Annotated in this window: 10 protein-coding genes and 2 pseudogenes; 3 read left to right on the top strand and 9 right to left on the bottom strand. The window is 69.9% G+C overall.

The window, feature by feature from the left end; translation table 11 throughout:
* Nucleotides 1–744: 744 nt before the first annotated feature.
* A complete protein-coding gene (locus tag ACGFRF_RS39780; protein WP_393748720.1) occupies nt 745–1,614 on the top strand; it encodes a helix-turn-helix domain-containing protein in 870 nt (289 codons plus the stop codon).
* 12 nt (nt 1,615–1,626) lie between these two features.
* Here the strand turns inward: ACGFRF_RS39780 and ACGFRF_RS39775 are convergent, their stop codons facing one another.
* The 5 genes from ACGFRF_RS39775 to ACGFRF_RS39755 form a co-directional block, all read right to left on the bottom strand.
* Nucleotides 1,627–2,817: a thiolase family protein gene (locus ACGFRF_RS39775; protein ID WP_393748718.1), complete on the bottom strand. Its 1,191-nt coding sequence runs from the start codon at nt 2,815–2,817 to the stop codon at nt 1,627–1,629.
* Nucleotides 2,818–2,889: 72 nt separating this feature from the next.
* Nucleotides 2,890–3,531 carry a CoA transferase subunit B gene (locus ACGFRF_RS39770; RefSeq protein ID WP_393748716.1) on the bottom strand — a complete coding sequence of 214 codons (642 nt, stop codon included), beginning with the start codon at nt 3,529–3,531 and terminating at the stop codon, nt 2,890–2,892.
* Complete coding sequence (locus tag ACGFRF_RS39765) at nt 3,528–4,286, bottom strand: CoA transferase subunit A (protein ID WP_393748714.1); 759 nt, start codon at nt 4,284–4,286, stop codon at nt 3,528–3,530. Before ACGFRF_RS39765 ends, ACGFRF_RS39770 begins: the two co-directional genes overlap by 4 nt.
* Nucleotides 4,287–4,297: 11 nt before the next feature.
* The gene (locus tag ACGFRF_RS39760) at nt 4,298–6,070 is read right to left on the bottom strand and encodes an FAD-dependent oxidoreductase (protein WP_393748712.1); all 1,773 of its coding nucleotides are present in this window, start codon (nt 6,068–6,070) and stop codon (nt 4,298–4,300) included.
* Nucleotides 6,071–6,087: 17 nt separating this feature from the next.
* Nucleotides 6,088–8,016: a maleylacetate reductase and hydroxyquinol 1,2-dioxygenase domain-containing protein gene (locus ACGFRF_RS39755; protein WP_393748710.1), complete on the bottom strand. Its 1,929-nt coding sequence runs from the start codon at nt 8,014–8,016 to the stop codon at nt 6,088–6,090.
* Nucleotides 8,017–8,715: 699 nt separating this feature from the next.
* Here ACGFRF_RS39755 and ACGFRF_RS39750 point away from each other — a divergent pair.
* On the top strand, nt 8,716–9,009 hold the full coding sequence (locus ACGFRF_RS39750) for a hypothetical protein (RefSeq protein ID WP_393748708.1): 294 nt from the start codon (nt 8,716–8,718) through the stop codon (nt 9,007–9,009).
* Between the two features lie 83 nt (nt 9,010–9,092).
* Here the strand turns inward: ACGFRF_RS39750 and ACGFRF_RS39745 are convergent.
* The 4 genes and pseudogenes from ACGFRF_RS39745 to ACGFRF_RS39730 form a co-directional block, all read right to left on the bottom strand.
* A pseudogene (locus ACGFRF_RS39745) lies at nt 9,093–9,344 on the bottom strand (transposase); the annotation flags it as partial.
* A gap of 223 nt (nt 9,345–9,567) precedes the next feature.
* A complete protein-coding gene (locus tag ACGFRF_RS39740; RefSeq protein ID WP_393748706.1) occupies nt 9,568–13,608 on the bottom strand; it encodes a ThuA domain-containing protein in 4,041 nt (1,346 codons plus the stop codon).
* A gap of 314 nt (nt 13,609–13,922) precedes the next feature.
* Nucleotides 13,923–14,749 (bottom strand): annotated as a pseudogene (locus ACGFRF_RS39735) (IS5 family transposase).
* 41 nt (nt 14,750–14,790) lie between these two features.
* Entirely contained in the window at nt 14,791–15,768 is a 978-nt protein-coding gene (locus tag ACGFRF_RS39730) for a multicopper oxidase domain-containing protein (protein WP_393748704.1), read from the bottom strand.
* Between the two features lie 735 nt (nt 15,769–16,503).
* On the opposite strand from ACGFRF_RS39730, the gene ACGFRF_RS39725 reads away from it, so the two are divergent.
* A partial coding sequence (locus tag ACGFRF_RS39725) for an OmpL47-type beta-barrel domain-containing protein (RefSeq protein ID WP_393748702.1) occupies nt 16,504–17,183 on the top strand: 680 nt, incomplete at its 3' end.

The raw sequence follows: 17,183 nt of genomic DNA, 5'->3' as shown, positions 1-17,183 counted from the left end.
GTACGGCTCCGACTACGGACTGGTTCCTCACACCGCTCTGCGTGAGGTCCTTGTCGCTGCCGTAACCGCTCATTTCGCTGGACACAGCGAAGTAGAGCGCAGGTCCGGACATCTCACGTGGCTCCCCACCAGCACGGTGACGATGCTCGCCTCGTTCCTCCAGCATCGTCCCGACAGCACCGCAGGAATTCTCGGAGAAGTCCGCGCGCCCGTCAGCGCGGCACCTCGGCCCGCAGGCTGGGCGAGGGATGCCCATGCCCGACCGCCGTGATCCGTAGGAGAATTCTCGTGGACGCAGCACGCGCAGACGCCCGGAAGGCCCACGCCGCACGACCTTCGCGGCGTTCGCGCTGATCCTGGGCCGAGGCAGGCTGGGCGGGGTGAACCTCTACGCTTCGGCGACCGAGGGCGGCTCCGGCACTGACGCGGCCAGACCCGCAGCGCCCATGGCCGGCACCATCGGCTGCCCCGATGTCGGCGCCTCGTACAGACGGCGTTCTGGCTCCTGTACGACGTCGCCGACCGTGGCTTGCCGTTCATGTGGTCCGCGTGGCCCACCGGCCCGGTCTCCGTCAGCGCTCCCTGCCGGCCGACACCGACAGTGGCGGACGTGTCACGCAGGACGTGTCACGCAGCCTCTCGCGGCGGGACACGGTCGGCAAAATCAGGGGTGTGTGCCGCCTTCCGTTCCCGCCGCTATGATTTATTATTCAACTACATGCGGTGTCACGAGGAGGTCACACCATGGCGGAGCTGGGTCTGGCCGACACGGTCGGCATCCTGCGGCAACCAGGTGTGCGGACGCGGCACAACAGCGCCGGCCTCGGGTGGGAGCGGCTGTACCTGTCCACCCAGGAGGAGCAGCCCTATCGTGCCGCCTTCGATCCGGCGCCCACGCATCTGCTGATCCTGCACCTGAGCGGACCCGTCACCGTGCGGCGGGGGCGCGGGGCGGGCACGCGGTCGCGGACGATCCCGGCCGGTGGGCTCTTCCTGCAGCCGGCCGGCCGTACCCTCGCCGTCGAACTCGGCGGCACGCTCGACACGGTCCACGCCTACCTCACCGACGACGCGCTGTGCGAGGCGAACGACGGACGGCCCGTGGAGCTGTCCGAGGAACTCGGCACCACCGATCCCCTGGCCGAGCAGCTCCTGCTCGCGCTGGTGGGCGCGGTGCGCTCGTGGGAGCCGTCCGTCCGTACCTACACCGACCACCTGACCGGGATGCTCGCCGCGCAGCTGGTCCGCCGGCACGGCGTCCGCGACGCCGTGCCGACGGAGAGCCGGTCCGAACTGTCCGCACGCCGGCTCGCCGCCGTCCGCGAGCTCATGGAGGAGCGGCTGGCCGAACCGCTGCCGATCGCGGACCTCGCCGAGGCGGCCTCACTGAGCCCCAGCCAGTTCACCCGGCAGTTCCGGGCCAGCACGGGACAGTCGCCGCATCAGTTCCTGCTCGCGTTGCGTCTGGAGCGGGCGTGCCGGATGCTGCGTACTGGTACCGACCCGATCGCCGAGGTGGCCGTCGCCTGCGGGTTCTCCCACCAGGAGCACCTCACCCGGGTGATGCGCGCCCGGCTCGGCACCACCCCGGCCGCCCTGCGCCGGTCGGGCTGAGGGCAGCAGCCCTCAGCGTTCCAGCACCAGCGCCAGTGCCTGGCCCACCCCGATGCACAGCGCCGCCAGCCCCGTGCCCGTGCCCGCCGCGGCCAGCTGGTGCGCGACCGCTCCCGCGATGCGCGCTCCCGACGCGCCCAGCGGATGGCCGATGGCGATGGCGCCGCCGCGCGGGTTGACGACGGCCGGGTCGAGCTCGGGCAGGGCGGCAAGGCAGGCCAGTGCCTGGGCCGCGTAGGCCTCGTTGAGCTCGACGGTGCGCAGGTCGGCGGGGGCGAGGTCCGCCTTGGCGAGCACCTTGCGGATCGCGTCGACCGGGCCGAGCCCGAAGTACTGCGGCTCGATGCCCGTCACCGCCGCCGCCCGCACTCGCGCCAGCGGCTCGCGTCCGATCGCCGCGAGCCCCTCCCGGTCGGCGAGCAGCAGTGCGGCCGCGCCGTCGTTGAGCGGCGAGGCGTTGCCGGCGGTGATGGTGCCGTCCCCGCGGAAGGCCGGCTTCAGCTTGGCGAGGGCCTCCAGGGAGGTGTCGTCGCGGATGTTCTCGTCGCGTGGCAGGCTGACGTCCTCGACCGGGACGACCTCCCCGTCGTACAGGCCCTCGCGCCAGGCGCGCGCGGCGTTGCGGTGGCTGGCGAGCGCGAACGCGTCCTGCGCCTCGCGGGTGACGGCGTACTTGGCACCGACCAGCTCGGCGCTCTCGCCCAGAGGGATGGTCCACTCCTTCGACATCCGTGGGTTGACCAGGCGCCAGCCGAGCGTCGTCGAGGACAGCTGCTGGTCCTTGGCGGGAAAGGCCCGGTCCGGCTTGGGCAGCACCCAGGGTGCACGGCTCATGGACTCGACGCCGCCCGCCACCACGACGGAGGCGTCACCGAGTGCGACGGCGCGGGCCGCCTGGATGACGGCTTCCATGCCCGATCCGCACAGCCGGTTGACGGTGGCGCCGGGCACGCTGACGGGGAGCCCGGCGAGCAGCACGGCCATGCGGGCCACGTCGCGGTTCTCCTCGCCCGCGCCGTTGGCGTTGCCGAGCAGTACGTCGTCGATGCGCGCCGGGTCGAGATCGGGGCTGCGGTCGAGAAGGGCGCGCAGCACACCGGCGGCCAGGTCGTCGGGGCGTACGCCCGACAGCGCACCGCCGTAGCGGCCGAAGGGGATCCGGACGGCGTCGACGACGTACACGTCACGCGGTCGCTCGATCATGGAGGGCTCCCGGCTGGGCAAGGGGGGTGGTCAGAGACGTCGGGGCGGCTGGGGTGGGGGCGGTCAGGGGTGTCAGGGCGCCTTGAGTGGGGGCACGGTCAGAGGGGTCAGGGCGGCGACCTCGTCGGCCGTCACGCCCGGTGCGGTTTCCACGAGGGCCAGTCCGTGCGGGGTCACGTCGAGCACGCACAGGTCAGTGATGATCCGGTCCACGCAGCCGCGGCCCGTGAGCGGCAGGGTGCACTCCTCCACGATCTTGGACGTGCCGTCCTTCGCCGTGTGCTCCATGAGTACGACGATCCGGCGGACCCCGTGGACGAGGTCCATCGCACCGCCCATACCCTTGATCATCTTTCCCGGTACCGCCCAGTTGGCCAGGTCGCCGCGGACGGAGACCTGGAGCGCGCCCAGGACGGCGGTGTCGATGTGGCCGCCGCGGATCATGCCGAAGGAGAGCGAGGAGTCGAAGAACGACGCGCCAGGGAGCACGGTGACGGTCTCCTTGCCCGCGTTGATGAGGTCGGCGTCGACCTCGTCGGGCGCGGGATAGGGTCCGACGCCGAGCAGGCCGTTCTCCGAGTGCAGGACGACGTCGACGTCCGGGGGCAGGAAGTCGGCGACGCGCGTGGGCAGTCCGATGCCGAGGTTGACGTAGTCGCCGTCCCGCAACTCGCCGGCGGCGCGGGCCGCCATCTCGTCCCTGGTCCAGCTCATCGTTCGCGCACCGTTCTCTTCTCGATTCCCTTGTCGGCCGCCTGCTGCGGCGTCAGCGCCACGACGCGCTGCACGAAGACCCCGGGCAGGTGGACCTCGTCGGGGTCGAGCCGCCCCGGCTCGACCAGTTCCTCCACCTCGGCCACCGTGATCCGGCCGGCCATCGCCGCCAGCGGGTTGAAGTTGCGTGCCGCACGGTGGAACACGAGGTTGCCGTGCCGGTCCCCGCGGGCGGCCCGGACCAGCGCGTAGTCGGTGGTGATGGCGTGCTCCAGGACGTGGTCGACGCCGTGGAAGCCGCGGACCTCCTTGGGCGGCGAGGCCACGGCGACCGATCCGTCCGGGCCGTAGCGCCACGGCAGCCCGCCCTCGGCGACCTGCGTGCCGACTCCGGCCGGGGTGTAGAAGGCGGGGATTCCGCTGCCGCCCGCCCGCAGCCGTTCGGCGAGGGTGCCCTGTGGGGTGAGTTCGACCTCCAGTTCACCGGCGAGGTACTGACGGGCGAACTCCTTGTTGTCACCGATGTACGAGCCCGTGACCCGGCGGATGCGGCCCGCCGCCAGCAGGACGCCGAGGCCCCGCCCGTCGACCCCGCAGTTGTTCGACACGACCGCGAGGCCGGTCGCCCCGGTCGCGTACAGGGCGTCGATGAGGACCTCCGGGACACCGCTCAGTCCGAAGCCTCCGACAGCGAACGACTGTCCGTCCGTCACGTCTGCCAGGGCCTCACCGGCCGTGGCCACACGTTTGTCCATCGTGTCCTCCCCTAACGCGCCAGGACGTGGCGGAGCGCGCCGAGGAGTTCCTCCCGCGCCGCCTCGTCGGTCTCCGCGGCGGTGGCCCGGCGCCAGGCGACGTGTCCGTCCGGGCGCACCAGCAGCACGCCGTCCTCGGCGATCTCGCTGACGCGGCTCCACTCGCCGTAGGCGTCACGGCAGTTGTCGTCACCGACGCGCACCACGCGCAGCGGTACGCCGAGGGCGTCGCCGCAGGCGCGCGCGGCGGTCTCCCAGACCCCGCCGGACAGGCCGGTCAGCACGGTGAAGACACCCTGGCCGACGACGTCCAGCGTGGACACGCGCTCGCCCTGTGCGTCGACCAGCCAGGCGTGCGGCAGCTTGGCGCCCGGCCGGGTCGTCGGCTGGTGCACCAACTCGCGGTCGTCGTCCCATACTTCAGCCGGGCTGTCGTCGGGGAGCACCGCCGTGGAGACGTACCGCTGGTTCATCTCCACGCCGTGCGCGTTGAACTCGTAGTTCTTCAGCTGGATCGCCTCTTCGAGCTGCCGTCTCCTCTTGGCGCCCTCGGGTGTCCGCTCCCGTATCGCCGCGATCCCTTGGGCGATGGCTTCGGCATCGCTGCCACCGCCGACGCCGAGCACCTCGAAGATCGGCCCGAACTGGTCGCGGCTGAGGTTGGCCCGCTCGACGATCTGCCGCCCCACGGGGGCGCGTTCGGCCGTATAGCTGTCGAGCAGCGCGGGTCCCGCCTCGCCTCTGATCACCATCGCGAGCTTCCAGGCGAGGTTGTACGCGTCCTGAACGGAGGTGTTGGAGCCCAGTCCGTTGGACGGCGGATGGCGGTGCACGGCGTCGCCGGCGCAGAAGACCCTGCCGGTCGAATACTCCTCCGCGTAGGCGTGGTTGACGGTCCACAGCGAGGTCGACGTGATCTCCACCGGGAGGTCGGGATCGCCGATGAGGTCGCGCACTATCTTGCGGGCGGCCTCCTCGTCGACACTCGGCGGCGGCTGTTCTATGTCGTAACCCCACACCAGCAGCCACTCGTTCCACGGGCGGACCATGCGGACCAGGCCCATGCCGATGCCCCCGGTGTCCGCGCCGGGCTGCAGCACCCAGTACAGGACGCTCGGACGGTGGGCGCAGTACCGGGTCAGGTCGGCCTTGAAGACGATGTTCATGCTGCCGGCCTTGGCCATGCGGCCGGCGAAGGGCAGGCCGAGCTGCTCGGCGACCGCGCTGCGCCCGCCGTCGGCGCCGATCAGGTAGCGGGCCCGCACCGTGAACTCGTCGCCTCGGACCCGGTCGCGCAGCAGGGCGGTGACCCCGTCCGCGTCCTGTTCGAAGCTGACGAACTCGGTGTCGAAGCGGATCTTGGCGCCGCGGGCCGCCGCGTTGTCGACCAGGATCGGCTCCAGATAGGTCTGCGGCAGGTCGATCATCTCGCAGGGGCTCTTGGCGGAGTACTCGGTGGCCGTCGCGGGGCCGGTGCCCCAGCTGCGGATGCGGCCGATCTCGTCGCCCGTGAGCGCCGTGCACAGCACGGTGTCCCCCATCAGGTGGGAGGGGCTGCCGAGGGCCAGTGCCTCCGACTCGACGCCGAGGTCGCGCAGGACCTCCATGGTGCGCTGGTTGGTGATGTGCGCTCGCGGCGTGTTGGCGAGCCACCCGTACTTCGTCACCAGCAGGGCACGGATGCCGTAGGTGGCCAGCAGCAGGGCGGCCGAGCCGCCGGCGGGACCGCTGCCGACGACGAGGACGTCGGTGTCGTACGCGTCGAGCGGGTCGGTGGTCGTCATGGGTGGGCGCTCCTCGGTCATCCGGCCAGCGGGGCGAGACGGAAGGTGTAGTCGAGCCGGCACCACGCGCCGTCGACCGGGCGGCCGTCGGGGGTGGGGCCGGACTGCGGTGTGAAGTCGACGACGAGTTCGTCCTTGACGCCGAAGACGGTGTCGCCGTCCAGGTACGCTCCGCCGGCCACGAACAGCTGTGTGACGAGCCGGCGGTGGCCGGGCGCGTCGAACATGAAGTGAAGATGGGGCGCCCGGTAGGGGTGGCGTCCGACCGCGTCGAGCATCTGCCCGACCGGTCCGTCGTCGGGAATCGGGTAGTGCGAGGGCAGGATGGACCAGAAGGTGATCCGGCCCTGGGTGTCGCTGCGCAGCCGGCCGCGCAGCACGGGCCCCTCCAGGTCGGGGAGTTGTACGTCGTAGAAGCCGTCCTCGTTGGACTGCCACACGTCCACCACCGCGTCCTTGACCGGCTCGCCGTCACTGTCCGTGACCCGTACCTCCACCCACAGCGGGGTGCCGTGCAGGCCGCCGGAGATGTCGCCACCGAGCGCGGTCTCGGGCGGGCCCTCCACGTAGAAGGGGCCGAGCACCGCGGACGGAGTGGTGTCGGGTGTACGGGAGTTGGTGAGCAGGTCCACGGCGCTGGAGACGCCGAGCGTGTCGGACAGCAGCACGAACTCCTGGCGGGTCGGGCCGCAGATCTGTCCGGTACGGGTGAGGAAGTCGATGGCGTACTGCCATTCGGCGTCGGTGACGTCGTTGGTCGCGACGAAGGCGTGCAGGTGCCTGACGAGGTCGGTCATCAGCGTACGGACCCGGGGGTCGGGGGCGTGCGCGAAGCTGGCCACCACCTCCTCGGTGAGCCGGGCCAGCTTCGCCTCCGTCGAGGGCGGGCCCTCGGGGCGGCGTCCCTGCCAGGCGCCGGCCAGCAGCTCGCCGATGTCCTCGGTGGTCAGTTCGCGCGGGTTGGGGTACGACGTCGAGGCGGCCAGCTCGGCCGCGCGGGCCAGGTCGGACTCCGCCATGCCGAGGTCGCGCAGCGAGGTGGGGCCGCCCAGGGAGGCGATCAGGTCGTACACGCCGCTCGGCGCGTCGGGCACGCCCAGGGCGTCGGCGATGCGGCGCATCACCTCGGGCACCGCGGGCGCGTTGTAGGCCATGGCGTGCGGCAGCACGACGGTGTGGGTCTCGGCGTGCGGCAGGCCGAGGCTGCCGCCGAGGGTGTGGCACAGCTTGTGGTGCAGGCCCATGCCGACCGTGGCGAGGCAGGTCCCGGCGAGCCAGGCGGCGTGCAGCAGGGCGGCCCGGGCCTCCGGGTCGGCCGGGTCGGCGGCCAGCCGGGGCAGCGCCCGGGCGATGCCCGAGATCGCGTCGAGGGCCTGCCGGTCCGTCACCGGGTTGGCGTCGGCCGAGTAGAGGGCCTCGACGGCGTGCGCGAGGGCGTTGACGCCGCTCGTCACCGTCATGGGCAACGGCAGCGTGAGGGTGAAGTCGACGTCGTAGAGGACGGTCTCGGGCAGGATCGCCGGGGACGACTGGGTGACCTTGCGCCCGTCCCGGGTCTCGCCGAGCACCGGGGTCACCTCGGAACCGGCGTAGGTGGTCGGCAGGATCACCTGCGGCAGGTCCGTACGCAGGGCCAGCGCCTTGGACAGACCGGTCGTCGAGCCGCCGCCGACGGCCACGATCACGTCGGCCGAGGCGTCCGTGAGGACGTCGAGCGCCTGCTCGGTCACCTCGACCGGGGTGTGCATGGCGGCGCCGTCGAACTCCGCGACCACGAGGTCTCCGAGCGCCTCGCGGACCCGCGCGGCGGTTCGGGCCAGGGGCCGGCTGGACAGCAGCAGGACACGGGAGCAGCCGAGCCGCTCGACCTCCTCGCGGAGCCGGCCCACCGTGCCGGGTCCGAAGACGACCCGTGAGGGACGGGATGTGTGGATGAACGTCCGCATCGAGTTCTGCCTCCGCGTGTCGTCCGGTGTGCGTGGATCGCTTGGATGACCGAGTGTGCGGAGCAGGGCGGGGCGTCGTCCTGCACGATGCGCGCGCCGCGCTGCACGAAACGCGCGTGTGTTCCGGGGGCGGGGCGCCGCCGCGCTCGGCACGTCGGGGGATGGCGTTGGTGCGCCTGCTCCGCGCCGGGCAGCGCCGGTCGTGCCGTCCGGTGCCTGCGCGGTTCCGCGGTGGAACGCCGGTCGTCCCCTCCGGTGTCTGCGCCGCCAGGCTTGGCTCCTCCGCGGTGGTGGAGAACGGCGTGACGCGCAGCCAGGCGTACACGTGGCATCCGGTCCGACCGGGGCGGACTGTCCCCTTCGTGGCCCGTGACCGGCTTCGCCGACCAGCGCGAGGAGGGCGCGCGCTGTACAGGCATGCCGTACGGCGGGACGGTGGTCCGCTGCTTGGACCGATCGGTGTCTCAGAACACCCCACGCCGACCCTCTATCGGACGTTTGATCCTATTTACTGAACGTTTCCGAATGGGATCGGCGTGGCGGCTGGTTGCTGGCGATCTTCACAGGCAGGGTCTGGCGGGCGGGTGTCTGCCGATCTTGTCCCGGATGAACTGTGGACCGCATAGCTCCGTTGCTGCCGCCGCGACAGGAACGTCGGCACCGGTACCCGGCCGCCTTGCCGCGCCTGACCGGGTGGCGTTGGCAGGCATCATCTACGTGCTGCGCAAGGGCGTGGCCTGGCGTGACGTAGTACGCGCCCGCGTTCACGCGGCGGGCTGCTATGAAGCAGCCACAGACGAGGAACAGGTCCTGATGGACAAGTTCCTGGCCCGCACCGAGCGCTACCAGACACTCATGATCGATGCCATCGACGGGCTGGGCCTGGATCGCATCGACGCGGGTGGCGGACGGTCCGCCGCAGAACTGGCTGACACCGTGCTCGCGGCAGCCGACGCGCAGACCGCGGTAGGAAGGTCATCCGGCGGCCGGTGACCACTCGTGGCGACTCACCTACGGCACAACCCGACGCCAAGCGCCCCACCAGCGCATATGGAAACGATCAGTCAGATGTCATCTCATGTGGCGGGTCTGCGGTAGCAGATGAGTGTGCAAGCGATGCTGGTGAAGGCGAGGAAGTGCTCGGCTCTGCGCTCGTAGCGTCGGTGGAGGCTGCGGCAGCCGGCGAGCCAGGCCATGGTGCGCTCGATGGTCCAGCGGTGGCGGCCCAGCCGCTGCGAGGTCTCGACGCCCTGGCGGGCGATGCGGTGCCTGATACCGCGCCCGCGTAACCATCGCGGCAGGTGGGAGTAGTCGTAGCCCTTGTCGGCGATCGCGGCGTTGCTGACCCGCACGGGGTATCCGCGTGAGCGGGTGTCCCCGGCGGGTCGGCCGCGGTGGGGAAGGCGAAGCGGCGGAACGCTGCCTGCGGGGCTGAGGGGCCGCGGGGCTGCGGGGCTGCGGGAGCGAACGAGCGAGCCGGACCGGCGACGGCCTGCATGCCGAACCGGGCTCGGGGCTGTTGCCCCGAGCCCGGCAGCGGCCGCTGTGCGACTACAGGTTCCGCACCCGGATGTTGCGGAACTCCGTCAGGTCGTTGTCGCTGTGATTCTGCAACCCCACGTACCCACTGAGGAACTGACGCAGGTCCGTGGGCGGGTCACCCGCCCGGGACGACGACTTGCCGGGCGTGTTGTCGAACTCGTTGATCACCACGCCATTGCGGATGATCGTGTAGTGCTGCCCGACCGCGCGGATCTCGTAGTCGTTCCACTTGCCCTTCGGGGTCACCCCCGCCTTGTCCAGGCCCAGCGGCTTGAAGTTGTACACCGAGCCGGTCTTCTGGACCTCGCCCGTGGCCCCGTCGTAGATCTGGATCTCCTGACCGCAGTAGATCGCGAACCACTCGGGTGCGGTGCGAGCCGAGCCGACCGTCCCACAACTGCCGGCCGGACGGTCGGCCAGCGGCGTCCGCGGGTCCGGGAACCGGATGAAGACCCCACTGTTGGCGTTGCCGGCACCCGGAGCCACGTCCCGGAACTGGAGCCTGACCGAGAAGTCTCCGAGCTCCTGCTTGGCGTACCACAGCATGCCCAGGCCGCCGGTGCTGCGCAGGGTGCCGTCGGGCAGGAGTGAGAACTTCCCGGGGCCGGCCTGCCGCCAGTCGGCCAGGCTTGCCGCGGTCCCGTCGAAGAGGGGCTTGTACCCTTCGACCTTGCCGATCTTGCTCTGAGCCGCCGCCTTGCCGATCGCCGACGACTCACGGTTGTCGAGCACGCCCTCCTTGCGGAGGTCGTTGACCACGGCGTTGACGTGACTGACGAACTCGCCGTGGTTCGACCACGAGGCCTCGTCGTCGATCAGGTCGTTGACCGTGCAGCCGCCGCCCGCGCGGTGGTTGGCCACCCCGGTGTCGGTGTCGAGCAGCCTGACGGTCGATCGGGCATCAGGGGCCGGACAGCCGGCCGTGGCATCGATCTTCCCGGTGGCCTGCTCGCCGTCGGCATAGGTGACCTTCAGCGTGGCGTGGTAGGTGCCGTAGTCGGCGTAGGTGTGCGTGGGCGCGGCCTCGTGCGACGGCGTGCTGCCGTCACCGAAGTCCCACTCCCAGGCCACACCGCCGGCCTTGACGCTGGAGAACGTCACCGTCCTGGGCTTGCTCTGGGTGGCCACGCGCGCCCCGGCGTCCTGCGGGTTCGGGGTGGCCGGGCCACCGTGATAGGCGATGCGGATGAGCTTCTGGTTGGGGTGCAGGCTGAAGAAGCCGCCCGCGTAGTCGAGCATGTACAGCGCACCGTCGGGACCGAACTTGGCGTCCATCCAGCTCTGCAACTGGGTGCCGCCGCCGCCGGGCGCGATGATGCTGCGCAGGTCCTCGCCGAAGGCCGGCGCGCCCTGATCCTCGATGTGGTCCTGGTCGAGGGTCACCGCGACCCGGTTGTTGGCGTTGGACTCGTCACCGATGAACCACTTGTCCTCCCAGTACGCCGGCCAGGCGACACCGCTCTTGGTGTCCACCTGGGAGCGGTGGTAGGTCGGACCGGACATGATGGCCTGGCCGCCGCCCTTGAAGTACGGCTGCGTGTAGGTGGCCTCGCTGCCGACGTAGGACGGGACACCGCTGCCGTCGGAGCGCTTGGGGAAGACCGGACCGCCGCCCTGGGGCGAGTACCACATCATGTTGTCCCGGGCCGGCGGGATGTCCACCAGGCCGGTGTTGCGCGGCGACTCGTTCTTGAGGTGATCGCAGTCGTACCAGCCGGTGAGGACACTGGCGTCGGTGTTGCTGCGGTCACGGTACGGCTGCCGGTTGCCCATGCAGTACGGCCAGCCCTGATTGCCCGCGGAGGTGATGACCGTGGCCGTCTCGTACTTGGCCGGGCCCAGCTCGGGGCTGGGCGCTCCCGCGTCCGGCCCGACCCAGCCGGCGTTCAGCCAGTTGTGCACCGGGTCGATGGAGAGACGTGCGATGTTGCGGACACCCATCACGTAGATCTCGGGGCGGGTCTTCGCCGTACCCGGCGCGAAGAGGTTGCCCTTGGGAATGGTGTAGGTGCCGTCGGGCTCAGGGTGGATGCGGATGATCTTGCCGTTGAGGTCGTTGGTGTTGCCGGCGGTGCGGCGGGCGTCCTGGAAGGAGACACCCTTGTAGTCCTGGGTCCAGTTGTTCCCGGAGTAGCCGCTGGAGCCGCCGGAGGAGTTGTTGTCACCGGAGCCGATGTAGAGGTTGCCGTCCTTGTCGAAGGACATGCCGCCACCAGCGTGGCAGCAGCTGTGGATCTGGGCGTCCCAGTGCAGCAGGTCCTTGCGGGTCCCCTGGTCGATGGACTCGGTCGCGAAGTCGTAGGTGAGCCGTGAGACCGTCCGCTGGCCGATTCGCTTGTCGCGGTCGATCGACTCGTGCGGCATCCAGTAGATGTAGATCCACCCGTTCTTCTCGAACTTCGGGTCGAGGGTGATGCCGACGAGGCCTTCCTCGTTCTTGACCAGTTCGTCACCGCTGCCCCGGTTGCCCATCACATCGAGTGTGGTGAGCAGCTTGACCTTCTTGGTCTTGGGGTCCCACTGGTGGATGGTGCCGCAGCCCAGGCCGACCTCGGGGTTGTCCCAGTCGGCGATCGGGCCGGACGGGCAGGCGGCCTTGCCGATGTAGAAGGCCTTGCCGTCGGGGGCCATGGTGAGCCCGTGCGGCTCACCGATCTGGTCGAGTTGCCCCGCCTGGTTCTGGGTGGTCAGCCGCTCGGTCGTGTAGTTGGATGCGATGGTGGCCTGACAGTCGCCGCGGACCATGCCGGTGGTCCACTGGATGGCGCCGAGGATGTGGCTCTGGAACTTCGTGTCGGTGGTGTAGCTCTCCTCGGTGCGGCCCATGCCGGTGTAGAAGGACCGGCCGCCGTCGTAGTCCCGGCACCATGAGATCGGGTGGAACGGACCGTTGGCGCTGAGCCCCGGCTTGTATTTCCACTCCTCGACCTGGGCGATGGTGTGGACCTTGCCGATCGGGTTGGGGTCCCAGTTGATCCACTGGTCGGAGCGGGTCCAGTTGAGCGGAAGTCCCTTGTTGGCCGGGTGCTGACGGTCTGTCACGTCGACGACGGCCTGCTGGACCGTGGAATCCTGCGGGGGCGTCGGCTTGGCGCTGAAGAGCCGCAGCTCGGCCAGCTGGATCAGCGGCTCACCGCTGTTCGCGGTGATCTCCAGCCGGTAGTGCTGGTAGGCCGTGCTGTTGGTGAACTGGAACTGCCTGGTCTGGAACCGCGACGGGAAGGTCTCGCCGGTCCGCGTGTCCAGGGTCTTCCAGGTGTCACCGTCCTGCGAGCCCTGCAGTTTCCAGTCCTTCGGGTCCCGTCCCGTGAAGTCGTTGGCGGAGGTCAATGCGTAGTTGACCACCGCGACGGGCTTGTCCAGCTTCATGGTGACCCAGCCGGTCGGCGTACGGGCCAGCCACTTGGTGTCGTTCTTGCCGTCGAACAGCTTGTCCTTGGTCTCGTTCGGCGGGTTGTCCTCGTTGACCGTGCTCTCGACGACCTTCTCGGGGTCGGGGAGGCCCAGGGCCGGGCGGGTGCCGATCAGCCCGGTGAACCAGGAGGAGTCGGACTGGGCCCGGGCGGCGTCGTGGACGCCGACGAAGCCGCCGCCGTTGTTGATGTACGACTGGAACGCGGCTTCCTGCTCGGCGTTGAGCGTCGCGCCGTCGGCCGACAGGAACACCACCCCGCGGTACTTGGCGAGGTCGGTGGTGTTGAACACGCTTGCGTCCTCGGACTCGACGACCTTGAACCCGTTCTTCTCGCCGAGGTTCTCGATCGCCGCCGTGGCCTTCTTGACCGGGTCGTCCTGCTCGGCGGCCGGTCCGTGGAAGACCAGGACGTTCACCTGGGTTTCGGGGGCGGCGCCCTGGGCCTGGCTGCCACGTTCAACGGGCGGCTGGGCTTGTGCCTGCACGGCAGGCAGCGCGGACAGGCCCATGGTCAGTGCGGCGCTGGACAGCAGAACGACCGCGCGGCGCAGGGGCCACGCGTGAGGCGAGGCCGCAGGACGCGACGGTGGCGCTCCGCTTCGTCTTGACAGGGCGAACCGGTCTGTCTTGCCCATGTTTGCTCCTTGACTCGATCCAGCAAGGGAAGAGTGGTCAGGGATGGGGCGAGGGGCTGCCGCAGGGTTCCCGCCCGGCATGCGCCGGGCGAGGCGGATTTGGCGGGCGGCCACGATGCCCCAGGCAGGACGGGGTGCCGGAGCAGGGGATCAGGTTCGCCTCAGGTCCTTGCGGGCGAGGACCGACCGGCGGCAGGTTGTACACGCCCGTCAGGCTGTCAGGCAGGCGGGACGGCCGTGGCTTCGGGAGGGGGAGAGAGGGCCGAGTCCGCATCAGGACCCCCCGCGCTGTCTGCTAGGAGTTTCGTCAAATGTCACGGCCACATCAACAGGGATGCGAGGGTAACGGCTGCCTGACAGGACTCGGCGGTCTTGTCGTAGCGGGTGGCGATACCGCGCCCTTGCTTGAGCCGGTCGAAGCACCGTTCCACCACGTTGCGCCGCCTGTAGATCTGCCGGTCGAAGGCCGGGGGCCGGCCATCGCGGCTGCCCCGGCGGAGGCGGTTGCGGACCCGGTCGGCCCGCTCGGGGACCGTGTGAGCGATGCCCCGTCGGCGGAGCCAGGTGCGGATCGCCTTGGAGCTGTAGCCCTTGCCGCCGATGACGTGAGACGGCCTGGTCCGGGGTCGGCCCGAGCCGATGCGGGGCACCCGGATCGTTTCCATCACCGTGGTGGACTGGGTGGAGTCGTTGGTGTTGCCGCCCGTGACCAGGAGTGCGAGCGGGCGGCCGAGGGCATCGCAGGCCAGGTGCATCTTGCTGGTCAGGCCGCCGCGTGACCGTCCCAGTGCCCGGCGCCCCCTGTTCGGGCCCCGGCGGCGTGCTGGTGGGCACGCACGGTGGTGGAGTCGACCGACACCAGCCAGCCGAGGTCCCCGGCGGCATCGGCTCGGGCCTGCGCGGCCTGGAGCATCCGGGTGAACGTGCCGTCCTTGGCCCACCAGCGGAAACGGGTGTGCAGCGTCGCCCACGGCCCGTACCGCTCGGGTACGTCCCGCCAGGCCACCCCGGCTCGGAACTTCCACCCGATCCCGTTGAGGACCATCCGGTCGTCCAGCCGCTTACGGCCCCACAACGGCTCCGGCAGCAGCGGCCGGACGAACTCCCACTCCTCGTCGGATAGTTCATGGCGATGTATCACCCGACCATAGTCCACCAGTCAAGATCATTTGACGACAGACCCTAGTGGTGGGGCATGCCGCCGGGGACCGTGCCGTCGGCCTCGGTCACGAGGAAGACTCCGGCCATGCCCATGTCCGAGTGGCTCTGGACGTGGCAGTGGTACATCCAGGCACCCGCGCCGACCCGGTCACCTGCGATCACCTGGAACCCGAAGGAGTCCGCGGGGCCGACGGTCTTGGTGTCGATGACCCGGCTCACGTCCTGCGCACCCTGCAGGATTCCGGTGCGGTTGTCCACCCAGCGGTGGCCGTGCACATGGAAGGTGTGGAAGAAGTCCCCGTGTGTGATCACGATGAACTCCACCCGCTCGCCGCGGACGGCCGTGAAGGTGGGGGTGTCGTGGTGGACCTTGTTGTTGATCGTCATGTCATTGAACACGACCGTGAACTGCTTGTCGGGCAGCACGTCGCCCTTGCGGCGTACGACCACGGGGCCGTACAGGCCCTTTTTGATGCCACCCGTGCCGTGTTCGGTCCCCACGTTGTGATCGTGATAATGCCAGTAGCCGGCGCTGCCGGCCTCCCACGTCCCGTCGTGGTGCGGTCCCGGGGCGTGGGTGCGCCAGACGTAGGTCCGCCGGCCGCCCGGCTCGACGACACTGTCGTTCATCTTGGTGCCGTCGCTGGCGATGTCGTAGTCCAGGCCGTGGACGTGCAGACTCGCGGCGACGTCCAGGTTGTTGACTACCTCGATGTGCATCGTGTCGCCCTCGGTCAGCTCGATGAGCGGGCCGGGAATCGTCGCCTGACCGGGCTGCAGGCCGTAGCCCATCTCCCCGTTCGGCAGTTTCTCCATGTACAGCGTCAGGTGGCGGACCTCTCCCTTGTCGTTTCCTTGACCGTTTCTTTCACCGGGCTTGTCCTTCGGTGCGGCGCCCGTGGTGCCGAGCAGCGTGGGCACGACCGCCGCAGCGGCCGCCCCTGTGGCGAACGCTCGCCGGGAGAAGAGGCGTCTCGTGCCTACGCCTGAGTCGGTCATCGCTCTCCAATCCTTCGAACGCGCACGTGCCTGAGGGCACTTCGTGATCGTGGTGTGAGCCGCCGCCGACGGCAGCTTTCCCGTCACGGCGGTACGGGTGGTGCGCCGGGCGGTCAGCCCCGCGAGTCAGACGGGCCGGTCGTCGGCCGGACTCCGGCGGAGGCCGTCTGGCTTGGCTCGATGTTGCCGGCTACGGGCGGGATCGAATCGGCTCGGCGAACGGGATTCGCCTGGGGACTGCCAAACCGTAGCGGGCGCACCACCAGTTTTTCCAGACTCAGGTCAAAGTAGGTTGGATTCAGGTCATAGGTCTTGGCGGATAGTCAAAAGACCGGCTAACTTCCCATCGTTGCCGCAACGATGAAGCTTGCGTGAACCCCGCCCGCGGGTTCGCGACGCCACCGGCCTCGCAGCGACGGGGGCGGATGCAGCCTGTTCGTGAGTGACGGCGGCCACCGCCGTGGTTACACGCGGGCGATCGACCGAAGCACGGCACTCGCCGGGTTCCGTCCAGGGCGCCGGTCCGGTGAGCGGAGTACTAGCGCCTCGAACGCGCTCATCCTGGCGTCTGGTCGTCCACCCGGCGGGACCGCGGGTCCTGCGCGGTGCCGCACAAGCGAAGTCCCGAAAGGTGCAGCGGTGTTCAAAAGACTGCTCCATGTCCAGACGGATCCGCCCCCCTCAAGATCCCCGCGACGTATCCGATTCAGCGCGCACCCGGCGCTGGTGGCGCTGATGGCCGTTGTCTTCACGGCTTTCTCGTTGGCCGTGCCGGCCGCCTACGCGGCGGTGAATCGCGAGACGGAGACCACAGCGACCCAGGTGCTCACCTGGACTGCCGGCGACGATTACATGAGGTACGCCTCCGCCCCCACCACCGCGGTGGCCGGCAAGGCGACCATCGTGTTCGAGAACAGTGCGGCGACCGGCAACACGACGGGGATGCCGCACACCCTGACGTTCGACGTCTCGAACCCCGACTACAACACCGACGTCAGCCTCAACATCCAGGCGAGCCCCTTCGACTCCGACGGAGGCAGGCACACGGCCGAAGTCACCCTCACACCTGGCGTCTACCACTATTTCTGCGCGATGCCGGGCCACCAGATGATGTCGGGTGAGCTGGTGGTCACCCCCGCGCCGGACGGCGACACCACTGCGCCGGATACCTCGGCGACGGTGTCGGGGGCGAAGGACGCGTCCGGCAACTACGTCGGCAGCGCGACCGTGGCAGTGACGGCTTCGGACGCGGGGTCGGGTGTGGCGAATGTGGATTACTCGCTGGACGACGGTGCGTTCGTCGCCTACTCGAAGCCGGTCGAGGTGAACAGCGTGGGTCGGCACACGCTGGCGTATCGGGCGACGGACAAGGCGGGGAACACCTCGCCCGTGAAGTCGGTGGAGTTCACCGTGGT

Source organism: Streptomyces sp. NPDC048521 (assembly GCF_043199855.1).
In the GTDB taxonomy this organism is placed as follows: Bacteria; Actinomycetota; Actinomycetes; order Streptomycetales; family Streptomycetaceae; genus Streptomyces.
This window is presented reverse-complemented; position numbering and strand designations above follow the sequence as displayed.